Origin of the sequence: Rhodococcus sp. NBC_00294 (assembly GCF_036163995.1) — a bacterium.
Lineage (GTDB): Bacteria > Actinomycetota > Actinomycetes > Mycobacteriales > Mycobacteriaceae > Rhodococcoides.
Genome location: NZ_CP108043.1, coordinates 3,714,535 through 3,736,481 on the forward strand (window position 1 = coordinate 3,714,535; position 21,947 = coordinate 3,736,481).

Consider the following 21,947-nt stretch of genomic DNA (forward strand, 5'->3'; position numbering starts at 1 on the left):
GTACGAAAGGTGCCGAATGGTCCGCTTCCGTTGCACACTTCCTCTGGAAGCGACCATCGACGACGAAGAGGACATGCCGTGCGAATGCTCACCCGAACCCTTCTCGGCACTGCAGCAGCGATTCCCCTGGCCCTCGCCACTCCCGGTCTCGCTGCCGCGGCGGAACCCACCGACGTCACCTACTCGTTCGCTGTCGACGGCACGTCCGTCACCAACACCATCACCTCTGCTGCCGACGGCACCCTCAGCTGTGCCACGTCGTTGGCACCCGCACCGGACGGCGTTCTGCCGCCGCTGGAAGACATTCTCGGACCCGGGCAGACCCTCTACGACGGCGGTGACATCGAGCCCGGCACGTCGACCCAGACGGTGTCCGACGTTCCTCCCGGCTCGTACGTCGTGCTGGCGACCTGCGCACTCCAGGACGGCGACGCGACCGAGGCGATGTGGGTGTCCGACTACCCCGGTTTCGCTGAGTACATGGCCACGGTGTTGCCCTGGACCGTGTACACGGTCCAGCAGGCGTCGACGGTGATCACGGTGCCCGAGGCAGCACCGGAACAGGCTTTCCCGTCGCTCGACGACCTCGCGGACGCCTTCGGCAGCTGACCTGTCGACCGTTCGACGTCGAGTTTGGGGAACGGACGAATCGGGCACATCACGGCGATGTCGACTGCCGAACACGCGCCCACCGCCACCGTCTTCGCGCCGTCCCCGCTGCTCACCATCACCCTGGACGCAGCGCCGAACGGCGACACCGAACTCCACGTGCACGCCGGCGGCCAGGGCCACTGGATCGCCCGCATGGCCACCAACCTCGGCATGGACGTGACGCTGACCGGCGCGTTCGGCGGCGAGAGCGGCGGCGTGCTGCGCGATCTGATCCACCGCGAGGGCATCACCGTGCGTGCCGTGGACATCGGTGACGAATCCGGGTCCTACATCCACGACCGGCGCGACGGCGACCGCACCGAGGTGGCGACGATCGATCCCCCGCACCTGGCCCGGCACGCGCTCGACGATCTCTACGGGATCACCCTCGAGTCCGGAGCCTCGTCCGACATCGTGCTGCTGGGGGGCCCGCACACCGAGTCGGTGGTACCCGCAGACTTCTATCGACGGCTCACGACAGATCTGCGATCGCTGTCGAAGCCCGTCGTCGCAGATCTGTCCGGACCGACCGCGACGGCGGCTCTGCAGGGCGGTCTCACCGTGCTCAAGATGAGCCACGAGGACCTCATCGAGGACGGGCGCGCGGAGTCGGAGGACCCGGACGCCCTCATCGAGGCGATGCGCTCCCTGCACGACGAGGGTGCCGACATCGTGGTTCTCTCCCGCGCAGCGGACCCGGCGCTCGCCCTCGTCGACGGCACGGTGCTCGAGGTGGTCACTCCCGACCTGGAGCAGACGGACCACCACGGTGCGGGCGACTCCATGAGCGCCGGCATCGCCACCGGACTCGCCCGCGGCATGTCCATCGAGGAGGCACTCGCCCTCGGCGGCGCCGCCGGCACCGCCAACGTGACCCGCCGCGGACTGGGTACAGGACAGCTGGGGCTCGTCGAGACCATCATGTCGACGGTCGAGGTACGCCCCTTCTCGTCCTGACCGGCTGCACCCACTCGCAGGAGGCACACGTGCGCGTGCTCATCACGAACGACGACGGAATCGACAGCCACGGGATCGCCGTGCTCGCTCGGGTCGCCCTCGAGGCCGGTCACGACGTCGTGGTGGCGGCGCCGCACGAGGAGCGCAGCGGTGCGAGTGCGTCGCTGTCTGCGCTGCAGAACCGCGACCAGCTCATACTCTCCCGCGCGTCGATCGCCGATCTCGATGTCGACGCGTTCGCCGTGCAGGCCTCGCCCGCCATGATCGCGTTCGTCGCGACGCGAGGAGCCTTCGGTCCACGGCCGGACATCCTGCTGTCCGGCATCAATCACGGTCCGAACACCGGCTCCGCCGTCCTGCACTCCGGCACCGTGGGGGCGGCCCTCACCGCGTCCACCCACGGGGTTCCGGCGATGGCCCTGTCCCTCGCCGGCCTCGACACGGCGTCTCTCGCCGCGCCTGGCGACATCCACGACCGGATCGACCGTGAGGTCGCCTCGGGCGCTCCGAGCTGGGACACCGCCCACCTCGTGGCCCGGCGCGCACTCGACTGGTTTGTCGACCACGGTGCGGCGGACTGGGTCCTCAACGTCAACATCCCTCCGGTCGCACCATCGGAACTCCGCGGCATCCGCCAGGCCGACCTCGCGGCCTTCGGCGCCGTCCAGGCGGAGATCGGCGACACCGACGACGAGTTCGTCACCGTCCGCTTCGACGCCATCCACGCGCGGGACGACGACGACAGCGACGCCGGCCTCGTCGCCCGCGGATGGGCGACGACCACCGCACTGCGACCTCCGTCGAGGGTGGACGTCGACCTGGCAGGGTTGGAGTGATCGCGTCCTGTCACAGCAGGAGCAGCACGGCACCGACGAGGAGCAGGCCCGGGCCACGCAGGACCTGCCGGATCACGTCGACCGGCACCGTGCCGAACATGGTCACCACGGCGAGGCCGTCGTAGACACGCGGCGGCGCGGTGCGGGAGCGAACAACGGCGACCAGCGACGTCGACCCGACCACGATGCCCGCCCACCACGACACCGCCGCCGCTACCGTGACTGCGACGGTGAGCGCCACCAGCGACGGCACCACGAGGAACGCACCGGCCATCGTACGGTCCGGCAGCGCGAGTGAGAACCGTAACGATCTATCCGCCAACATATCTCGGAACCCGATGCTGGCCGCCGACGTCGCCACGTAGCCCACGAGAAGGCCCACGACGCCCGCCCAGTACGGCATCGACACCGCGGAGGCGGCGAGCACGACACCGAGTCCGGTCACCAGGACCGCCGGCAGCATCGTGTTCCGGCGATGCCGCATCAGGTCGGACCGTACCAGGGCGCGGACCGGGCCGACGGATCTTCCGGCACGACCCCGCGGGCGCACCGCCCCTCGGCGTCGGTGGGCCCTGGTCTCCAGCGCGGACACGAGGAACCCGACGTCGAGGAAGGACAGTCCCGCGGACCCGGCAGCCAGCAGATCGGCCCCCGACGTCAGGGACGTCCGACGAATTCGCCCGAGGCGGGAGTCGGCCGCCCACCATCCGATGACGGCCGCGACGGCGAGCACAGTCGCGCACGCGACAGCTGGAGGAGGCGGTGCGAGCGTCGCGACGCCCGCCGACACGACTGTTCCGAGCTCGATCATCGGCAGCGCGGACGACCACCTGCGGGACTGCTGCCCCAACACCGCCAGGACGACCACCAGCGCACCGGTCGCCGCCCCGACGACGGCCAACGGCCACCAGGACGTCGCACCCGCGATCAGTGCCAGCAGACGAGCGACCAGCACTCCGAGTGCGACGAGCGCGCCGGTCCAGGCGAGCACCCGGCCGCGCAGAAGAGTGTGTCGATCGAGCGGCGCCGACACGAGCCAATGCGTCGTGGCCGCGTCGGTTCCGATCGGTCCGACGACGCGCAGGACATGGAGTGCGGCCGCCGCGAGGACAATTCCGACACTCGTCGATGCCGACGCCGACAGCACCGGGTCCAATGTGAATCCCGTCCCGCGGCCGGACAGCACCCATAGCGCGACGGCCACCGTCGACAAGGCGCCGCCACCCCAGATCGACACCTGCTCGACCGCACTCTCGGTGCCGCGGCGGCGTCGGCGGAGCTCTCGGTGCAGATCGGCAGCGGAGGTCATCGCCATGTGTCGGCGTCGACGACGACGTCGGCCACGGCGTCGACGATTGCCCTGTCGTGCGAGACGAACAGCACCGCCACTCCGGCCTCCTTCTCGGCCGCCAGTGTGCGGGCGAGCCACGCGCGCCCGTCCGAGTCGAGATGCTGCTCCGGTTCGTCGAGGACGAGGACGCGACGAGGTCGCACGAAGGCGGAGGCCAGGACGAGCCGCCTACGCTGACCACTGGACAGCGTGACCGGGAGCTGATCGGCCGCGGCGGACAGGGCGAGCCCGTCGAGGATCGCCGTCTCGACGGCCTCCGCGTCGTCGACCGCATGGGCCGTGGCGATCAGTGTCAGATGTTCGCGCACCGACAGGTGAGGGAACATGCCCCCGTCGTCGAGGACGGCCGCGATCGCCGTACGGGTGGCGGGATCGGTCTCGTCGAGGTCGGTGCCGTCGAGGAGCACGCGCCCCTCGTCGACGTCGTCTGCGCCGACGGCACAGCGGAGGAGCGTCGATTTTCCGGAGCCGTTGGCACCGACCACGGCGCAGGCCGAGCCGGGACGAGCAGTGAGGTCGACGTGCCGGAAGACGGTGAACTCTCCGTGGGCACGGGTGATGCCGGACAGGTGCAACATGAGGTCTCTCTCCCACGATCCGAGATGTGAACGGTGTCGTCGGTGCGGAGACGCACGGCGCCGATCAGCTCGGCTGCGCCCCCGCGAGAGCTCCGGGTGCTCGGGGCATGGGACGGCCCGGCGTGGCGGGGTGGGACTGACGGCGGAAGGATCCGCGCAGTCGGCGTTCGTCGGCGGGAGGGCCGTTCGCCGACTCGACGCGCGCCACGAACGACTCGGGTCGCAGGAACGCGGCGGCGAGCAGAGCCACCGATACGGTGACGGCCACAGCTACGGCGACCTCGATGGGTTGCGGCATCGCGACGATCAGCGTGAGAGTCGTCGAGAGCACGAGCATCGCCACCGTCAGCCGTTCGCTGATCTGCCGTGCCGTTCGCATGGCCCGAACTGTACCGCCCGGTCTGTCCCCGCTCTCAGAGCTTCCCCAGAACCGTTCACTACAGTCACACACGACCGTGGATGCTCGACCTGACCGATATGGGGATTTTCTGTGACTCGCTGGGCTTCGTTCGTGGTGTCGCGGGCACGGTGGGTCCTGACCGCCGCGATCGTCATCGTTCTGGCAGGCGCCACGTGGGGACTCGGGGTCTTCGGCAGCCTCAGCCAGGGCGGATACGAGGATCCCGGCAGCGAGGCCGTGCAGGTCGCCCGACAGATCCAGGGCCTGGGAACCGCCGCCCCGGACATCATCGTCATCTACTCCGCGCCCGACGGCCGCACACTCGACGACATCGGCGCGGACGTCACGCCGGTGCTCGACGCGTTCCGGGCGGAGGTGGGTCCGAACGACATCACCTCCTACTGGACGGCCGGACCGGTGCAGAAGCCGTTCCTGGAGAGCAAGGACGGCACGAAGGGACTCGCGACCGTCACCCTCGGCGACGCCAGCGGCATCACGGTCGCGTCGTTCTCGGAGTTGCTCCCCAAGCTCGAGGTCGCCGGCATCGACACGCAGTTCGCGGGCGCCTCCGTCGCCGGCGTCTCCTTCAACACCCAGCTCCAGGAAGACTTGGTCCGTGCCGAGATCATCGCCATCCCGATCACGCTGATTCTTCTGGTCGTCATCTTCGGCGGCGTCGTGGCCGCCGCAGTGCCCGTGATCGTGGGAGCGCTCTCGGTGGCCGGCGCGCTGACCGTCCTGCGCATCTTCACCACGTTCACCGAGATCAGTTCCTTCGCCGTCAACGTCGCCAGCCTGCTGGGTCTCGGACTCGCCATCGATTACGGCCTCTTCATCGTCAGCAGGTTCCGCGAGGAACTCAGGGGCGGAGCCACGTCCCACGAGGCCGCACGACGCACGATGCTCACCGCCGGGCGCACCATCGTCTTCTCCGGTCTGCTGCTCATCTGTGCCTTCGCGGGGATGCTCGTCTTCCCGCAGGCCATCATCCGATCCCTCGGCTTCGGCGCGATGGCGGCCGTCGGATGTGCGGCTCTGCTGTCGTTGACGGCTGTACCGGCCGTCCTGGCCATGCTGGGTGACCGCATCAATGCCATCACCTGGTCCAGGACCGCCTCGGATCGCGGAGATGCACGCGCACACAGGTTCTGGGGCGGGGTCGTCACGAAGGTGATGAAGCGCCCCATCGCTGTCGCCACCCTGATCATCGTCGGCCTGCTGGTCGTTGCCGCACCGCTGGTCAAGGCCCAGTTGGGCGAGGTGTCCTACACCGCGCTGCCCGCCGACGATCCCGCGCGTATCGCGTTCGAAACCCTCGCCTCGGACTTCAGCAGCACCGGCGACAGCGCCACCATCGTGTTGGACGGAGAGTCGGCGCGGCCGGACGGCCCCGCCATCAATGCGGTCACGACGGCTGCGCGCGCGGTGAGCGGGATCGCCAACGTTCAGTTCGGCACGGCCAGCGGCGACTTCGTGGTCATCAACGCGACCTTTTCCTCGGACGTGTCCCAGGAAGCGCAACAGGATGTGGTGCAACAACTCCGCGCGATCCCGGCACCCGACGGAACCGACCTGACGGTGGGCGGAGCGGCGGCCCTGGTCCTCGACGGCAACAACGCCATCGTGAACTGGCTGCCGGTGATGCTCACCATCATGGTGGTGTCGACGCTGATCCTGCTGTTCCTGGCGTTCGGCTCGGTGGTGCTGCCGATCAAGGCTGTTGCCATGGCGGGACTGAGCATGGCCGCGACGTTCGGGGCTCTGACGTTCATCTTCCAGGAGGGTCACGGGGCGGGCCTGCTCGGCGTCACACCGGCACCGCTCGAGGCGACGTTCGTGGTTCTCATCCTCGCGGTCGTGTTCGGGCTGTCCACCGATTACGAGGTGTTCCTGATGTCCCGCATGGTGGAGGCGCGCACGGCCGGTGCCACCACCGAGGAGGCGGTGCTGATCGGCGCCCAGCGGACCGGACGCATCGTGACCGCGGCGGCGTTGATCCTGATCATCGTGACGGGGGCGTTCTCGATGTCCGGACTGTCCATCATGCGATTCCTGGGTGTCGGCATGATTCTGGCGTTGATCATCGACGCCACGATCATCCGTATGCTGCTGGTCCCGTCGCTGGTCAAGCTCATGGGCGAGGCCAACTGGTGGGCACCCGCGTGGATGAAGAAGGTGCACGAAAAAGTCGGCATCGGTCACTGATACCGCCGGTACTTACTCCGCGGTAAGGTCCGCGCATGAGTACTTACGTGGTCACCGGTGGCACAGGATTCCTCGGCCGGGCCGTGGTGCGCCGGCTGGTCGAACGCGACGCCAACGCTGTGGTCCACGTTCTCGTGCGACCGACCTCGGAACACCGCCTGAGCGGCGTCGCGGAGTCGTCCGGTCACCGCGTTCGCCCGCTGATCGGCGATCTCGAGCGACCCGGTCTCGGCATCGACGACTCGGCACTGTCCGCTCTGACAGCGGTCGACCACGTGATCCATCTCGGCGCCGTCTACGACCTCACGGCCGGCGACGAACAGCAGGCGACCAACGTGCAGGGCACCGCGGCGGTGGCCGCGCTCGCCGTCCTGCTCGGTGCGACGATGCACCACGTGTCGTCCATCGCGGTGGCCGGAGACCATCGAGGGATGTTCACCGAGAACGACTTCGACCTCGGTCAGAACTTTCCGACGCCGTATCACCGCACGAAGTTCGAGGCGGAGAAGGTGGTCCGCGAGACTCCGGGCCTCACCTGGCGGGTCTACCGACCGGCAGCGGTGGTCGGTGACTCGACCACCGGCGAGATCGACAAGATCGACGGCCCGTACTACCTCTTCCGGCTCATCTCCCTCCTCGCCGAGTTGCCCTCGGCCCTGCCGATGACGGTGCCCGCACTCTGCGCGACCAACATCGTCCCGGTCGACCACGTCGCCGACGCGCTGGTCGCCCTCCTGCACGCCCCGGATCTCGACGGCCGCGTGTTCCACCTCGTCAACCCGCGTCCGCAACCGATGCGGGAGATCTACTCCGCTCTCGCCGACGCGGCCGGCGCACCCCGCGCCGTGGGGAGCATTCCCGGCTCCGTCGTCACGCCGCTGCTGCGCTCGACCAATCGTCATGTCGTCGCCGCCCGCGACGCGGTGTTCGAGAACTACGACATCCCGCCCGTCATGGCCGAGCACCTCACGCTGCCCACCCGATTCGACTCGACCCTCACCCGTGCCGCACTGAACGAGGCGATGGGCGAGAACGCGGCCCGCGTACCGGAGTTCCGCACGTACGCACCCGCACTGTGGTCGTACTGGCGTGCGCATCTCGACCCGTACCGGGCGCGACGCGACGATCCGGCCGGGCCACTGGTCGACCGACACGTCGTCATCACCGGCGGTTCCTCGGGTATCGGCAAGGCCTCTGCCTTCGCTGCGGCCCGCAAGGGCGCGCGCGTCATCATCGTCGCCCGCGACGAGGCCAAGCTGGCGGCCGTCGTGGAGGAGATCCGGGCGAACGGCGGCGACGCGCACGGCTACGTCTGCGACATCACCGACGACGCGTCCGTCGCCGAGACCGTGGCCGCGATCCTGCGCGACCACGACCACGTCGACATGCTCGTCAACAACGCGGGCAGATCGATCCGGCGCTCACTCACCCTGTCGACCGACCGTCTGCACGATTTCGAGCGGACCATGGCCGTCAACTACTTCGGGGCACTCCGCCTGATTCTCGCGCTGCTCCCCCACATGCGCGAGCGGAAGTACGGCCACATCGTCAACATCAGCAGCGCCTCGGTGCAGAGCCACCCGCCGCGCTTCGCCGCGTACGTGGCGAGCAAATCGGCGCTCGACGCCTTCACCTCGGTCGCCGCGTCGGAGACCCTGGCGGACGGTGTCTCGTTCACCACCGTGCACATGCCCCTCGTGGACACCCCGATGATCGCCCCCACCGGCAACAAGAACGTCAACAAGGTCGAGACGCCGGAGAAGGCCGCCGCGATGGTGATGCGGGCACTGATCGAGAAGCCCAAGCGCATCGACGTTCCCACCGGAACCGCCGCGGAGTGGGGCAACCTGCTGATGCCTCGCTCGAAGGACCGCGTGCTGGCGTCGTACTACAAGGCGTATCCGGACAGTGCCGCCGCCAAGGGAATCACCGACACCAGCTCGTGGTCGTCCGGTCCCCGTGCACCGAAGAAGAACCGACGCGAGTTCCGGATGCCCCGGGTCGTGCGGCGGGCCGGACGATGGGTTCCCGGCGCCCACTGGTGATGTCACAGATGCCGGCTCTCTCTCGTCCTACTCTCGAACGGGTTCCACCGAGGACTCGCACGAGGGAAGGATGACGCCATGCGGATCGCAGTGGCAGGCGGAACGGGCGCAGCGGGGCGGCACGTGGTGGAGCAGGTGCGGGCGCGAGGACACACTCCCGTGGTACTCGCGAGATCGGCCGGAATCGATCTCGTGCGGCCGACGCCGGAGCTCGACCGGGCACTGACGGACGTCGACGCGGTGATCGACGCCGCGAACGTCACGACGATGTCGGCGCGCGCGTCCGAGAAGTTCTTCGGCGCCGTCACGTCGACGTTGCTGGCCGCCGGTGAGCGCGCGGGAATCCGTCACCACGTGGCGTTGTCCATCGTGGGGTGCGATCGTGTCGACTACGGCTACTACGCCGGTAAACGTCTGCAGGAGAAGCTCGTACGCGAGTCGACGCTGCCATGGACGATCCTCCGTGCGACGCAGTTTCACGAGTTCACCGATCAGGCTCTCGCGATGACTCCGGGTCCGGTCGCGATGGTCCCGACGATGCGGAGTCAGCCGGTCAGCACCGCCGAGGTCGCCGCCCACATCGTCGACCTGGCGGTGGGGACACCGCTCACCTCGGTCGTGGAGTACGCCGGTCCGCGCCCGGAGTACCAACCCGATCTTGCCCGGAGGCTGCTGCGCGCGCGTGGATCGAAGCGTCTCGTCCTCCCCCTGCGGCTGCCGGGCGCCGGGGGTCGCGGCATGGCGAACGGTGGGCTCCTTCCCGGTCCGGACGCTGCGCACGGTGAAGAGACGTTCGATCAGTGGCTCGCGCGCGTGGGTGCCTCGACCCGGTGAGTGTCACCGACGACTTCGTCCGCGTCCGTCCACGGCTGGTCCGCATCGCCTACGCCGTCCTCGGTTCGCACGCCGACGCCGAGGACGTCGTGTCCGACTGCTGGCCGAAACTGGTCGCGGCCGATGCGACGTCACCCGTTCTCGACGTCGAGGCGTGGGCCGTGGTCGCTGTCTCGCGCGCAGCACTGGACGTGCTGCGGTCGGCCCGCGTGCGACGAGAGACGTACGTGGGACCGTGGTTGCCCGAGCCATTGGTCGGACCGGCCGACTCGCCGCCCGACCGGGTGACGCTCGACGAGAGCGTGCGCTTCGCGCTCATGGTGGTGCTCGAGACGCTGTCCCCGGCCGAACGCACGACATGGGTCCTGCACGACGTGTTCGACGTCCCGTTCGACGAGATCGCGCGGATCGTGGGCCGCACTCCGAATGCCGTGCGGCAGCTCGCGTCTCGTGCACGACGGCACGTGACGGAGGGGGCTCCACGTTTCGCGGTGTCGCCCGAGCTGCATGCCGGCGCCGTGCGTGACTTCACCCGTGCCGCCGGTACGGGAGTGCTCGCCGATCTGCTGACGACGTTGGACCCCGACGTCGTTCTCGTCAGCGACGGGGGCGGAGTCGTCTCGGCGGCACGGCGTCCCGTGATCGGCGCCGACCACGTCGCGAGATTCCTCCTCGGCATCGCGGCGAAGGCGGGAGACGGTCTGCGGGTGCGTCCGTGCCGTGTGAACGGCAGAACGGGACTCGCCCTCGTGGCGGGCGACGGGTTGGTCGGCGTCGTCTCGTTCGAGGTGTCGTCGACGGGCCTGGTGTCGCGGATCGACATGATCCGGTCACCAGCCAAGCTCGCGCTCGTCGACCCCTCGGTCTGGCAGGACCGACCCGACAGCTAGCGGCCGATCGAGTCGAGGGACGCGAGCGTGCGCACCACCGCGCTCGCCGCCTCGACACCCTTCTTCTCGAGGTGCTCCGCGAAGAAGCTCGTGTGGTCGGCATGCTCGTGGAAGTGGTGCGGGGTCAGCACCACCGAGAACACGGGCACATCGGTGTCGAGCTGCACCCGCATGAGTCCGTCGATGACGGCCGTCTCGACGAAGTCGTGCCGGTAGATACCGCCGTCCACCACCAGCGCCGCCGCGACGACGGCCGAGTACCGGCCCGTGAGCGCGAGTCGCTTGGCGTGCAGGGGGATCTCGAACGCACCGGGCACCTCGAAGGTGTCCACGTCACGCCCGAACTCCCGCACGAAACCCTGGCGCACCCGGTCCACCAGTTCGCGATGCCAGGTGGCCTGGACGAAGGCCACCGAGGGAGTCGCGTCCGTCGTCATCGAACGGGCGCCAGCACGGTCAGCACCGGCGCCGCGGTGACGATCGAACCGAGTTCACTGCGACCCTCGGGCGTCGCCCGGAACGCGCGGTAGGCGGCGTCGGCCTCGACGCTGGCCCAGCTCTCGACGATGACGACGTGCGCCGGATCCTTCACGTCCGCCGTCACCTCGACACCGAGGCATCCCTCGAACGCGCGGGTGGCGACGAGGGTCTCGTCGATGATGCGGTGCGACTCCTCGAGGCGGGCGGGATCGAGACGCAGTTCGAGCAGAGCGGTGATGGCCACGGGACGTCCGTTCGGTCGGGGATCGCTGTCGATGCCAGTTCACCACGCGTGTGGTCAGCCCCAGTTGGCGGCATCCGTCAGGCAGAACGGATGGCCGGCCGGATCGAGGAGAACGCGCCACGTCTCGCCCGGCTGCGGCTCGGCGAGCGTCGCCCCCAGCTCGATCGCACGGGCCTCGGCCACCGGGATGTCCTCGACCGCGATGTCGAAGTGGAACTGCTTGCTCCCGTCGGGGTTCGGCCAGGCGGGTGGCCGATAGCCGTCCACCCGGCCGAAGCCCAGCGCCGGGCCCCCGTTCGCGGCAGAGAGCATGGCGTAGTTCTCGCCGTCGCCCATCGTCTGGGTCAGACCGAGGAACGCCGCCCAGAACTCGGCCACAGGAGGAACCTCGGCACAGTCCAGAGTCATCATCGCCAGTCGCGTCGTCGTCATGACCCCAGCCTCCCTCACCATCGGGACCGTGACTTGAACAAACGCGCCACCTCGAGCGGTACGGTTCGCTCCGTGACGGAGGATCCGTTGACCCGAGCAGGCCGACGCGCGCAGTCGGCGATTCTGCATCCCGCACGTGCGGACGGCCGAATCGTCGTCGGCCGGTCCCTGCCTCCCGACGACCTCGCGACCGTCGTCGACTACTTCTGGTGGGTGGAGTGGCACTGTCCCGAACCACACGTGCAGGAGGTCGTTCCGCGCCCGGTGATCCATCTGACGGCGGAGTCTCGGAACGGCGCTCCGCGGCTGCTGGTGCACGGCGTGATGCGACATCGCTTCGAGCGCACCCTCGTCGGTGACGGGCGCACGGTGGCAGCAGCGTTCCGTCCCGGAGGTTTCCGCCCGGTCCTCGGCCGGCCCGTGAGCTCGATGACCGATCGGATCGGGACCGTCGAGGAGGTGCTGGGGACCGACGATCGCCGACTCGCCAGTCTCCTGCTCGACCCGGACGCGGACGTCACCGCGTGTGTGGACCGGCTGTCCTCGTGGCTGATCGAGCGGACCGGGGCGGCCGATCCGGTCGCCGCCGACATCGCGGACCTCGTGGAACTGGCCGAGACGGACACGACCATCATCCGGGCGCAGCAGCTCGCGGATCGCGCGGGAGTGAGCCTGCGGACGCTGCAGAGACAGTTCGCCGACCATGTCGGCGTCGGGCCCAAGTGGGTGGTGCAGCGGTGCCGACTCCTGGACGTGGCGGGCGCCGCGCACACCGGCGGCGCGGTGGACTGGGCAGCGCTCGCGGCCGACCTCGGGTACGCGGATCAGAGCCATCTCGTCCGGGCGTTCACCGCCCTGGTGGGAAGTCCTCCCGCGCGCTACCGGGCGAACACCTGACTCACCCGTCCCGCGTGTGCGCCTCCCGTGCCTCGTCGACGAGGCGGTGGATACGGCGTGCGACCTCGTCCAGCTGATCGACGATGTCACGCCGAAGTTGGTCCACCGCATCCTGATCCAGCGGCACCGTGGGCGCACGATCGGGGTCACCGATCTCGATGAGCAGCTCGATGTTGGTGCGCAAGGCGGTGAGCGGTGCCAGCAGCTCGGTACCCGCGTCGACGATGAGGTGGTTCTGCGCGAGCCGTGAGCGTTGCAGGGCCGCCAACATGTCGTTGAACCGATCGGCGAGGTGCGCCAGCTCGTCGTCACCCACCACGGCCACCGGACTGAGGTCGCCGGTCTCGGTGATCCGCCGCGTGGCGCGGGTGAGTCGGCCGACCGGGCGCAGGCCCGTCCGCGCCACCAGGTACCCCGACAGCCCTGCCAGCACCACCAGTGCGCCGCCCACCGTGACGAAGATGAGGAGCAGTCCACTCATCACCCCGTCGAGCGACCGGTAGGACTCTCCGACCAGCACCGTCGACCCGCTCGGCGCCTTCTCGATGGCCACCGCGTAGCCGTTCAGGTCGGTGACGACGCGGTCCGACTCCCCCGCGACCACCGACGCGACCACCGGTTCCAGCACGCCGTCGGGAGAGGCGAACGGAGTGAAACTTCCGGACGCGGAGTACACGTCACCGTCCTCGCTGACGATGCCCACCTGCAGATAGCGTCCCGCGCGAGGTCCGGCAGCGAAACCGAAGGCCGCGGGCGAGAGTCCGGAGGAGTCACTGGCGATCAATTTGTCGGCGTCCCGGCCCACCCGATCGGAGAGCTGCGCACGCAGAGCGTCCTCGGTGACCATGTAGATCACGAAGGAGCAGATCGCGACGGCCAGGGCCGCCACGCTCACCGTGAGAAGTCGGATGCGACTCCGCAGCGACAGCGTCGCCGCGCGGGGCCGGGTGACGGTCATGACACGACGGTAACCGGCGGATCGTTCGGCGGCTGTGCGGTCCTATCGACCGCGTGCGAACCGGTCCCGCACGGCTCGGCCCCAGATCGGGAGGAAGCCGACGGTCATGTAGGCCAACGGTCCCACCGTCCCGCCCCACTTGACGATGCTGAGCGCACTCGACACGGTCGCGGTCGTGTCGGTGATGCGGCGGGTGTCGCGGTGGAGGTAGAGGTTGACGACGTTCTCGGTGATGTCCGCGGTGGCCGCGACGGCCGGGGCGGCGACGAGCACCGCGCGCAACGACCGCGACATGGGAACCAGCTCGGCGAGCCGCACGGCGCCCAGCCGCAGCGCCGCCGCGTAGAGCACCGGGTGGTGGAAGTTGGCGTGGTATCCGTTGGTCAGCTCCCGCGCGGCGCGTGGACTCATCCCGTCGACGACCGACCGGTAGCGCGCACCCGACGGACACACCTGCAGTTGCGCGTAGGCGGCCCCGCCCTGACCGGTGACCCTGATGAGGCTGAGCTCGGACACGGCGTACATCAGGGCATGAGCAGCGAGTTCGCCGTCGGTCCGGGTCACGGTGAACTGCTGGGTGGGTGCCGTCATGCGCCGACGGTAACGACTGTGGCCGCCAGGGACATCGAGGACGTCGTCGGTTCTGGACGCCTCACAGGGCGCGGGGAGTTTCCTGGTGCTCGGCGAGGAACGGGCCGACCGCGGCGTCGAACTCGGCGAACCGATCCCGATGCACACTGTGGCCGCTGTCCACGGCGACGACCCGGCTGCGCGGCACCAGCGCCGTCATCGCCTCGAGGCGCGCGCGGTCGACCATGCCGGTGGGACCACCGACGACCAACAGCACATCACTCTCCATGTGCGCCAGCGCCTCCCACCACAGCGGATCGGGGGCGCGGAACTGGGTGAGTGCGGACGAGGTCATCGACCGATCGAAGGCCAGCACGGCGCGGGGGTGTCGGATCACGCTGGTCGTGGCGTGCAGCAGTTCGCGCGCGGACGGGAACTTCGTCGTGATCGACGGGGTCTCGTCACCAGGACGGATGGGGAGTGGAGCCTCCTCGACCACGAGCTTGCGCACCGTCGTCGGACGGCGTTGGGCGACGAGCGTCGCGGCGTGGCCTCCCAGGGAGTGGCCGACGAGGTCGACGCGAGTCAGCGAGAGATGATCCAGGAGCGCCTCGAGGTCGTCGCCGAACTCACCGAACAGGTAACTCCGTGCGCGTCCGCTGCGGCCGTGCCCGCGGAGGTCCGGGACGACGACACGGCGGCCCCGCCGAACCAGTGTGCGCGCGAACGCGTCCCAGGTGTGGCCGTCGCCGCCCATGCCGTGCACCAGCACGACGGGCGACCCCAGCACGTCGTCACCACCGGAATCTCGATAGTGCAGCCGCACGCCCTCGGCGTCCACCACACCGTCCGTCATGATCATCGAGCCATCCTCCCAGAGGCGCCGACCCTCACTCGTGGAGCATGGGCACCGATGTCTGCTCCTCTCGCCCGAGCAGCACACCGCGCGTGAGCGCGGAGGTGCCGAACCGGCGCTGCACTCCGTCGAGCGCCTCGTCCAGGGCCGTCCGGTCTATGGTCGGATGCTCGTCCTCCGGCGTCTCGAACGGCAGCTCGAGCTGCATCGCGGCGCCGTCCTCGAGATTCGACACCGCCACGCCGACAAGGGTGAGGCCCTGCATCGTGATGGTCGACATCGATGCGCCCAGCAGCGATCGGGCCGCGGTGAGCACGACGTGGGTGTCGGCCGTCGCGCGGGTCAGCGTCGTGGATCGCGTCGCTCGCGTGAAGTCGTCGAAACGCAGGCGCAGCGTGATCGTGCGACCTGCCCGGTGACCCTTCCGCATGCGGTGAGTGACACGGTCGACCAGTCCGACGAGGGCTGCGTCGATGTCCGCCGGGGTCTTGTGACGACGCCCCAGAGCATGTTGGGCGCCCACCGACCGCCGGCTCCTGCCGGTGCTCACCCGGCGCGCGTCGACACCGTTCGACAGGGCGTGCAGGTGCCGACCGGCGGCCGATCCGAGGACGGCGGCCAGCGCGCCCTCGCGGTGCGCGGCGAGGTCACCGATGGTGCGGATGCCCTGCGCGTGCAGCTTGTCGGCGGTGATCCTGCCGACGCCCCACATGCGCTCCACCGGAAGCGGATGCAGGAACTCGAGCTCACGGTCCGGCGGAACCTCCAGCAGGCCGTCGGGCTTGGCGACGGCACTGGCGATCTTGGCGAGGAACTTGGTGCGCGCCACCCCGACGGTGATGGGGAGACCGACATCCTCCGCCACCGTGCGACGCAGGTCCCGAGCGATGTCCGACGGCGATCCGGACAGCCGCGCCAACCCGGTGACGTCGAGGAAGGCCTCGTCGATGGAGATGCCCTCGACCAGCGGGGTGACGTTCTCGAACACCTCGAAGACGTCCTTGCTCGCCTGCGAGTAGGCGGCCATCCGGGGCGGCACCACCACCGCCTGCGGGCACAGAGCGCGCGCCTGCCGGCCACCCATGGCCGTCTTCACGCCGAAGGCCTTGGCCTCGTAGCTCGCCGCCAGAACCACACCACCGCCGACGATGACGGGTCGCCCGCGCAGCGACGGGTCGTCCCGCTGCTCCACCGAGGAGTAGAAGGAGTCGAGGTCCGCATGCAGGATCGTGGCCTCGCCCGTGCGTTCCCGTGCGCGTTCCGCCGTCATTCGTAGATCCCTTCCACGAACCATCGTCCACCGTCGTGCAGGACCAGCAGGGCACGGGTGTCCTCCAGCAGCACCTGCGCCCGTGCCACCTGGCGGGCCGTGGAGGTGGCGCCGAGATCCCACCACCGCTCGTCCGCCGCCCACGGTCCCGCCCAGCCGTGCAGCACCCAGCTCCGCGATCCCCAGTCGACCCGGCCGGGCACGCGATCGAACATGCCGCGCTCGGTGACCTGCACCGCCACTCCCGACTCGTCGGTCACGGCGATCTCCGGACGCGTCGGCATCAGCGCCGAGGGCGACGGGGACGGCAACCGGCCGGGCCACGGAGCGGAGGGATCAGCATCGGGCACCGGCTCGTCGCCCCACGGCAGCATCGTCACGCGCTCACCCGGCCCCCGACCACCGCTGAGCACACCCACCTGGACGGCGTCGCCGCCCAGCAGACCCTGCACCCGCACCAGGGCACGGCGGGCCCGCTCGTCCTCGTCGCCGACTCCGCCCCACAGTCCCAGCTGCAGCGCACCCGCCGACACCACCTCCACGGGCTCGAGACGCAGCAGGACGATGCCGGCGGTCGGCTTGTTCTCACTGCGGCCGGTGAGCCAGCCGTCGAGCTGCCATCGCACGCGATCCGCGGTGCCCTCGGGAGTGAGCGGTTCCGCGCATCGCCACGTGCGGGAGAGGTGTTCACCGTTGGCCGTGGTGGCCTGCACCAGCAATCGGGTGCAGGCCACGGCCGCGGCCGACAGCGTCATGTGCAGTCTCTCGGCCAGGGCACGACCCGCGAACGCCGCCGCGTCGACGCGATCGATCGGAGGGTCGCAGCGGTACTCGACCTCGAGATCGGGAGGAAGTACCCGCGCCGAGGGCGGCCGCTCCGGCTCACCTCGCGCGCTGCGGTGCGCGAGGACCGCGTCGGTGCCGAAGCGGGAGGCCACGTCCACCGGTGACAGTGCCCCGAAGTCCCCCACCGTGCGCAGACCCAGCCGCACCAGCAGATCCACCAGGTCCACCCGCTCCGGCGCCGCGAGAGACGGTTCCGCCGACAACTCGGCCACCGGGAGCGGAGCCAGGAACTGCGCGCCGCTCCCCCGCGGCACGATCGCGCCGTGCCGAGCCGCGACGACGGCCGTCGACACCTCGTCGGCGATCCCCACCTGGCACTCGACACCGACCGCCGCGACGGTGTCCACCAGTCGCTCCGCCGCGGCCTCCTCCGAACCGAAGTACCGCGCCGCACCGCGCGCCGACAGCAGCAACAGGCCGGGCCGCAGCACCTCGATACCGGGCACCACCTCGTCCACCGCCGAGGCGACCGGCTCGAACAGTCGCGCGTCACGATCCGGATCCGCCCGCGCCACATACAGTTCCGGACAGCGGGCCTGCGACTCACGGCGTCGGCCGCCGCGACGGACCCCCTCGGCGCGTGCCGTCGCGGAGCAGGCGACGACACGATTGGCGGAGACCACCGCCACCGGCGACGAGGCCGGGATCTCCGCCGCGGCGGCAGCGGCCACGGCCGGCCAGTCGGGGCACCACAGAGCCAGCACCCGGCTCCGACGGTCGGTGCTCACGACGGCAGCGCTTCCAGCACCGGATCCTGATGCGACACGGCGGAGTCGGCCGATCCCCACTCGACCCCGTCGCCCGTGGACGTCAGGGTCAACCGGCCGGTCCGCGGCCGGACGGCACGGCCCTGCACCTCGACGCCCAGATGCACGGCGCGCACCCGGCCGTGACCCGTACGGGCCCCCGAGCCGAGCCCGCCGTACCCGCGGATGCGGGCGTCCAACCGGAGCTCGGCGCCGTCCCAGCGTCCGTCGGTGACGATCAGCGTGGCGCCCTTGTTGCGTGCCCGAGCGACCACCGCCCGCGCTCGCGACGGCGGCACCGACATGCCGCCCAGCCCCAGCACCACCAGATCGATGCCGTCGAGCAGCACGGCGGCGACCTCCACCGGGTCCGGCCCGGGATCCGGGACCAGCGCCACCCGCTGCAGATGCGCCCCCATCTCCGACGCCGCCAACAGTCCCAGCCGCGGCAGACCGATGACGGCGGCGTGCCGTCCCGATCCGGTGACCGACGCCAGGATCCCGAGGAGCAACGATCCGGCGCCGGACACCGAGACCACCGTGCCGCGGGCCAACCCACCCTCGGGGAGCAGCGCCGACAACGCCTCCGGGACCGGGAGAACCGGGCGGACCCGGGCCGGCGCAGGATCCGGGGCAGTCGCGGTGGCCGTGAGGGTGACCGGTGCGGCAGGAGCGGGGGCATCGGCCACACGCGCAGGTGAGGACCGGATACGACGCCGCAGGAACTCGATCCGCTCGGTGCGGGACAGCCCTTCGAGGCCTTCGAGATCAACGGAAACAGGCATACTCACTCCCCGGTCGGGACGGTCGAGACTGCGTTGGAGACCCGGGGGAAGACCGAGAATTCGAACATACTTTCGAACGCTCACACCAGTAAAGCCGCTGCCCGTTCGAACGTCAAGACGCCCGGAAACGTCCTGGTGACAGCCCTGCCCGGCACTCGATCGGCTCGTCCGATAACCTCGAACACCGTGACTGATCACCAGCAGCCCAGCGGAGCGGTGGCCGGCTCGGGGCGCACGCGACCGGTCATCGGACCCGACTACCTCCTCGCCGGTCGCTACCGACTCGACTCCAAGCTCGGCGGCGGCGGAATGGGCGCGGTGTGGCTCGCGAGCGACACGTTGCTCAGCCGCAAGGTGGCCGTCAAACAGGCCACCTCGACCGTGGACCTCACTCCCGAGGCCGCCCGCGAGATCCGCGAACGCGCCATGCGCGAGGGGCGGATGGCGGCCCAGCTGAACAACCCGCACGCCATCGCCATGCACGACGTCGCACTCGACAGCGGCGAGCCCTGGCTCATCATGGAGTACCTCCCCGCCCGCAGCCTCGCGATGGCCCTCAACATCGCCGAGTCGCTGCCCCCGGACGAGGTCATCCAGATCGGTGCCCAGATCGCCGACGCCCTCACCGCCGCCCACGCCGCCGGCATCGTGCACCGCGACATCAAGCCGGGCAACATCCTGGTCGCCGATCGCGGCAGCGCGCTGGGCATGGTCAAGATCAGCGACTTCGGCATCTCGCGCGCCAAGACGGACACGCACGAGGAGAACAGCGCCGTCATCACCGGCACCCCCGCGTACTTCGCACCCGAGGTGGCGCGCGGCGCGGACCCCACCGAGGCCAGCGACGTCTTCTCGCTCGGCGCCACGCTGTACACCGCGACCGAGGGACAACCACCCTTCGGCATCGACGCCGACTCCATCGCCCTGCTGCACCGCGTCGCCGGGGGGCGCATCATCCCACCGCGCAAGAGCGGACCGATGACGGCCACGTTGCTGCACATGCTCGAACCCGACCCTGCGCGCCGCCCCACCATGGCCGAGGTCCGCACCCGCTTCGTCACCCTCGCCGTGGGCAAGAACGGCAACGCCGGATCGGTGATCAACCACCCGCTGCGCGCGACCGACGGTCAGGTCCCGTTCTGGGCGCTGCGCGGCTCCCGAGTCCCGGGCACCTCCCGGCGAGGCGAACGCATCCACGGCCGCACCATGACGGGGCTCCCGGCAGCGGACACCGCCACCCCTCTGGATCGGGTTCCACGTCCGACGGCGGCGTCCACCACGCCGGCACCTGGGCCGGCTCCGCGCCCGACGTACTCGCCGCCCGCGTTCGAGACGAAGGAACCCAAGTCCTTCAGCGCCCCCGCCGGGCTGCCGCTCTACCTCGCGATCGGCGGCGCGGTGCTGCTCCTGCTCATCGTCCTGCTCCTGGTGCTCTGACCCGCTCCCGACCCCGGCGAATACGGCCGTACTGTCGCGAACATCCACCACAGGACGACAGTTCGGACGTACTCGCGAGATCGAGGTGGGTCAGGGGACGTCGACGGTCGCGACGAGCCCCCGGTGATCCGATCCCACGATGTCGACGGGCTCGAGGGAGCGCACCTGCGCGTCCCGCACCACGACGTGGTCGATCCCGACCACCGGTGGGTACCACGTGTCCATCGGGTAGGTCGGGATCAGCCCGGCACCGACGGCGTCCGCGGCGTCCACGTATCCACCGGTGAGCAGATCGCGGAACCGCTTGTGCGCGTGCGTGGAATTGAAGTCACCGCCGACGATCACCGCTCCCGGCGACGCCTGCGCCAACTCGTCACCGAGCATGTCGAGCTCCGACGCCCACACCGGGGTGGGTGTCGGCCAGGGCGGCACCGGATGCACCGCGTAGACCCGGAGCGGCTGCGCCGCACCGACATCGAGATCTGCCGTCACGCTCGCGAGCAGGTAACCGGGCAGTTCCCGGCCGTTCGACAGCGGGAACCGGCTGTAGACCGCGGCGCCCGCGCCGCCCTGATACGGCGCCACGAACCGGTAGGGCAACGCGGCGGAGAGCCCGGCCGCGTCGAACGCCCCCACCGACTCCTCGGTGAGCTCCTGCACGGTCAGGACGTCGATGCGGCGCTCCCGCACCGACGCCACCAGTGCCTGTGGATCCGCCTCTCCCAGTTTGACGTTCGCCTGCATCACGCGCAGCGGCTCACCGGGGGCGGCATCGGCGACTCCCGCGGCGCCCGGTACGTACAACGGCACCACGACCACTGCGGCCGACCCCAGGAGAACGGCGGACGCCGCGGCGATCCACCACCGCCGCGCGAGCAGGCACACCAGGACTCCGACGACGGTCACGCACAACAGGATCGGCGCCGCGGAAGCGGGACCCACGACCACCATGCTGCGGGTCTCGAGCATCGACGAGACGACGGCCACCAGACCCGCGGCGAGCCCACCGAGGCCGACGACGACGGCCGCGACCGCACGGGCCCTCATTCGATGCGCCGTCGGTGTGCCCAGCGGGTGAGGGCGTTCCTGTTGGACTGCTGGGTCTTCCGCAACACGTTCGAGGCATGGGTCTCGACGGTCTTGATCGAGATGAAGAGCGTCTCGGCGATCTCGCGGTAGGTGTAGCCGCGGGCGAGCAGACGCAGCACCTCCATCTCGCGCGGCGTCAGGGAGTCGAGCTCCGGATCGAGCGGCGGTTCCGGTGCCGCGGAGCGACCGGTGAACGAGTCGAGGACGAACCCCGCCAACCGCGGTCCGAACACGGCGTCACCGCCCGCGACGCGGCGCACCGCGTCGGCCAGATCGGACCCCGAGATGGTCTTGGTGACGTAACCCCGAGCACCGGCGCGGATCACGGCGATGACGTCCTCGGCGGCGTCGGACACGCTGAGCGCCAGGCACACCGGGCCCTCCGCGATGGACTGCAGAACGGCGACCCCACCGCCGTCGGGCATGTGCACGTCGAGCAGGACGACGTCGGGACGGATCTCGTCGATACCACGGACCGCGTCCGCGACGCCCCCGGCCTCACCGACCACCTCGATGTCGGTCTCGCGCCCCAGTTCCGCGCGCACCCCCGACCGGAACACTCCGTGATCGTCGACCAGGAAGACTCGCAG

Annotated in this window: 23 protein-coding genes; 9 read left to right on the top strand and 14 right to left on the bottom strand. The window is 70.0% G+C overall.

Annotated features, from left to right (window positions below):
* Positions 1-84 precede the first annotated feature (84 nt).
* Genes OHB23_RS17255 through surE form a run of 3 tightly spaced genes read left to right on the top strand, consistent with a single transcriptional unit; the run spans position 85 to position 2,444 of the window.
* Positions 85-609, top strand: a complete 525-nt coding sequence (locus OHB23_RS17255; protein ID WP_328809996.1) for a hypothetical protein — start codon at positions 85-87, stop codon at positions 607-609.
* Positions 610-666: 57 nt separating this feature from the next.
* A complete protein-coding gene (locus OHB23_RS17260) occupies positions 667-1,608 on the top strand; it encodes a 1-phosphofructokinase family hexose kinase (RefSeq protein ID WP_027503767.1) in 942 nt (313 codons plus the stop codon).
* Between the two features lie 29 nt (positions 1,609-1,637).
* Complete coding sequence (surE, locus tag OHB23_RS17265; protein WP_328809997.1) at positions 1,638-2,444, top strand: 5'/3'-nucleotidase SurE; 807 nt, start codon at positions 1,638-1,640, stop codon at positions 2,442-2,444.
* A 10-nt stretch (positions 2,445-2,454) separates the two neighbouring features.
* On the opposite strand, the gene OHB23_RS17270 is transcribed toward surE, so the two are convergent.
* The 3 genes from OHB23_RS17270 to OHB23_RS17280 all read right to left on the bottom strand — a co-directional run bounded on the left by OHB23_RS17270 (position 2,455) and on the right by OHB23_RS17280 (position 4,752).
* Entirely contained in the window at positions 2,455-3,753 is a 1,299-nt protein-coding gene (locus tag OHB23_RS17270) for a DUF6297 family protein (RefSeq protein ID WP_328809998.1), read from the bottom strand.
* Positions 3,750-4,373, bottom strand: coding sequence for an ABC transporter ATP-binding protein (locus OHB23_RS17275; protein WP_328809999.1), 624 nt, complete (start codon positions 4,371-4,373; stop codon positions 3,750-3,752). Before OHB23_RS17275 ends, OHB23_RS17270 begins: the two co-directional genes overlap by 4 nt.
* Before the next feature lie 64 nt (positions 4,374-4,437).
* Complete coding sequence (locus OHB23_RS17280) at positions 4,438-4,752, bottom strand: DUF6412 domain-containing protein (RefSeq protein ID WP_285188631.1); 315 nt, start codon at positions 4,750-4,752, stop codon at positions 4,438-4,440.
* A gap of 111 nt (positions 4,753-4,863) precedes the next feature.
* Here OHB23_RS17280 and OHB23_RS17285 point away from each other — a divergent pair, with 111 nt between their 5' ends.
* From OHB23_RS17285 to sigJ, 4 genes are all read left to right on the top strand, one after another.
* A complete protein-coding gene (locus tag OHB23_RS17285) occupies positions 4,864-6,978 on the top strand; it encodes an MMPL family transporter (protein WP_285188630.1) in 2,115 nt (704 codons plus the stop codon).
* A 35-nt stretch (positions 6,979-7,013) separates the two neighbouring features.
* The gene (locus tag OHB23_RS17290; RefSeq protein ID WP_328810000.1) at positions 7,014-9,023 is read left to right on the top strand and encodes an SDR family oxidoreductase; all 2,010 of its coding nucleotides are present in this window, start codon (positions 7,014-7,016) and stop codon (positions 9,021-9,023) included.
* A 78-nt stretch (positions 9,024-9,101) separates the two neighbouring features.
* Positions 9,102-9,857 (top strand): SDR family oxidoreductase, encoded by a 756-nt coding sequence (locus OHB23_RS17295; protein WP_328810001.1) that lies wholly within the window; start codon positions 9,102-9,104, stop codon positions 9,855-9,857.
* On the top strand, positions 9,854-10,747 hold the full coding sequence (gene sigJ, locus OHB23_RS17300) for an RNA polymerase sigma factor SigJ (RefSeq protein ID WP_222627294.1): 894 nt from the start codon (positions 9,854-9,856) through the stop codon (positions 10,745-10,747). Before OHB23_RS17295 ends, sigJ begins: the two co-directional genes overlap by 4 nt.
* Here the strand turns inward: sigJ and OHB23_RS17305 are convergent.
* From OHB23_RS17305 to OHB23_RS17315, 3 genes are read right to left on the bottom strand one after another with little or no spacing between them, the layout of a single operon-like run.
* Positions 10,744-11,184: a 6,7-dimethyl-8-ribityllumazine synthase gene (locus OHB23_RS17305; protein WP_027503771.1), complete on the bottom strand. Its 441-nt coding sequence runs from the start codon at positions 11,182-11,184 to the stop codon at positions 10,744-10,746. The genes sigJ and OHB23_RS17305 overlap by 4 nt on opposite strands.
* Positions 11,181-11,471 carry a putative quinol monooxygenase gene (locus OHB23_RS17310; protein ID WP_027503772.1) on the bottom strand — a complete coding sequence of 97 codons (291 nt, stop codon included), beginning with the start codon at positions 11,469-11,471 and terminating at the stop codon, positions 11,181-11,183. The genes OHB23_RS17305 and OHB23_RS17310 overlap by 4 nt, the downstream gene beginning before the upstream one ends.
* 54 nt (positions 11,472-11,525) lie before the next feature.
* On the bottom strand, positions 11,526-11,903 hold the full coding sequence (locus OHB23_RS17315; RefSeq protein WP_328810002.1) for a VOC family protein: 378 nt from the start codon (positions 11,901-11,903) through the stop codon (positions 11,526-11,528).
* A 72-nt stretch (positions 11,904-11,975) separates the two neighbouring features.
* Here OHB23_RS17315 and OHB23_RS17320 point away from each other — a divergent pair, with 72 nt between their 5' ends.
* Positions 11,976-12,800 (top strand): helix-turn-helix domain-containing protein, encoded by an 825-nt coding sequence (locus OHB23_RS17320; protein ID WP_328810003.1) that lies wholly within the window; start codon positions 11,976-11,978, stop codon positions 12,798-12,800.
* 1 nt (position 12,801) lies between these two features.
* On the opposite strand, the gene OHB23_RS17325 is transcribed toward OHB23_RS17320, so the two are convergent.
* The 6 genes from OHB23_RS17325 to OHB23_RS17350 form a co-directional block, all read right to left on the bottom strand.
* Complete coding sequence (locus tag OHB23_RS17325) at positions 12,802-13,758, bottom strand: sensor histidine kinase (RefSeq protein WP_328810004.1); 957 nt, start codon at positions 13,756-13,758, stop codon at positions 12,802-12,804.
* Between the two features lie 42 nt (positions 13,759-13,800).
* Positions 13,801-14,349 carry a hypothetical protein gene (locus OHB23_RS17330; protein ID WP_328810005.1) on the bottom strand — a complete coding sequence of 183 codons (549 nt, stop codon included), beginning with the start codon at positions 14,347-14,349 and terminating at the stop codon, positions 13,801-13,803.
* Positions 14,350-14,410: 61 nt separating this feature from the next.
* Entirely contained in the window at positions 14,411-15,190 is a 780-nt protein-coding gene (locus OHB23_RS17335) for an alpha/beta fold hydrolase (protein WP_027503776.1), read from the bottom strand.
* Positions 15,191-15,218: 28 nt separating this feature from the next.
* On the bottom strand, positions 15,219-16,454 hold the full coding sequence (gene dinB / locus OHB23_RS17340; RefSeq protein ID WP_037183817.1) for a DNA polymerase IV: 1,236 nt from the start codon (positions 16,452-16,454) through the stop codon (positions 15,219-15,221).
* Positions 16,451-18,028: a DNA polymerase Y family protein gene (locus OHB23_RS17345; RefSeq protein ID WP_056442473.1), complete on the bottom strand. Its 1,578-nt coding sequence runs from the start codon at positions 18,026-18,028 to the stop codon at positions 16,451-16,453. Before OHB23_RS17345 ends, dinB begins: the two co-directional genes overlap by 4 nt.
* Complete coding sequence (locus OHB23_RS17350) at positions 18,025-18,831, bottom strand: hypothetical protein (protein ID WP_328810006.1); 807 nt, start codon at positions 18,829-18,831, stop codon at positions 18,025-18,027. The genes OHB23_RS17345 and OHB23_RS17350 overlap by 4 nt, the downstream gene beginning before the upstream one ends.
* Positions 18,832-19,017: 186 nt before the next feature.
* On the opposite strand from OHB23_RS17350, the gene OHB23_RS17355 reads away from it, so the two are divergent.
* Positions 19,018-20,268, top strand: a complete 1,251-nt coding sequence (locus OHB23_RS17355; protein ID WP_328810007.1) for a serine/threonine-protein kinase — start codon at positions 19,018-19,020, stop codon at positions 20,266-20,268.
* A 90-nt stretch (positions 20,269-20,358) separates the two neighbouring features.
* Here OHB23_RS17355 and OHB23_RS17360 read toward each other — a convergent pair whose 3' ends face one another.
* Positions 20,359-21,315, bottom strand: coding sequence for an endonuclease/exonuclease/phosphatase family protein (locus OHB23_RS17360; protein ID WP_328810008.1), 957 nt, complete (start codon positions 21,313-21,315; stop codon positions 20,359-20,361).
* Positions 21,312-21,947, bottom strand: a complete 636-nt coding sequence (locus OHB23_RS17365) for a response regulator (RefSeq protein ID WP_037184132.1) — start codon at positions 21,945-21,947, stop codon at positions 21,312-21,314. Before OHB23_RS17365 ends, OHB23_RS17360 begins: the two co-directional genes overlap by 4 nt.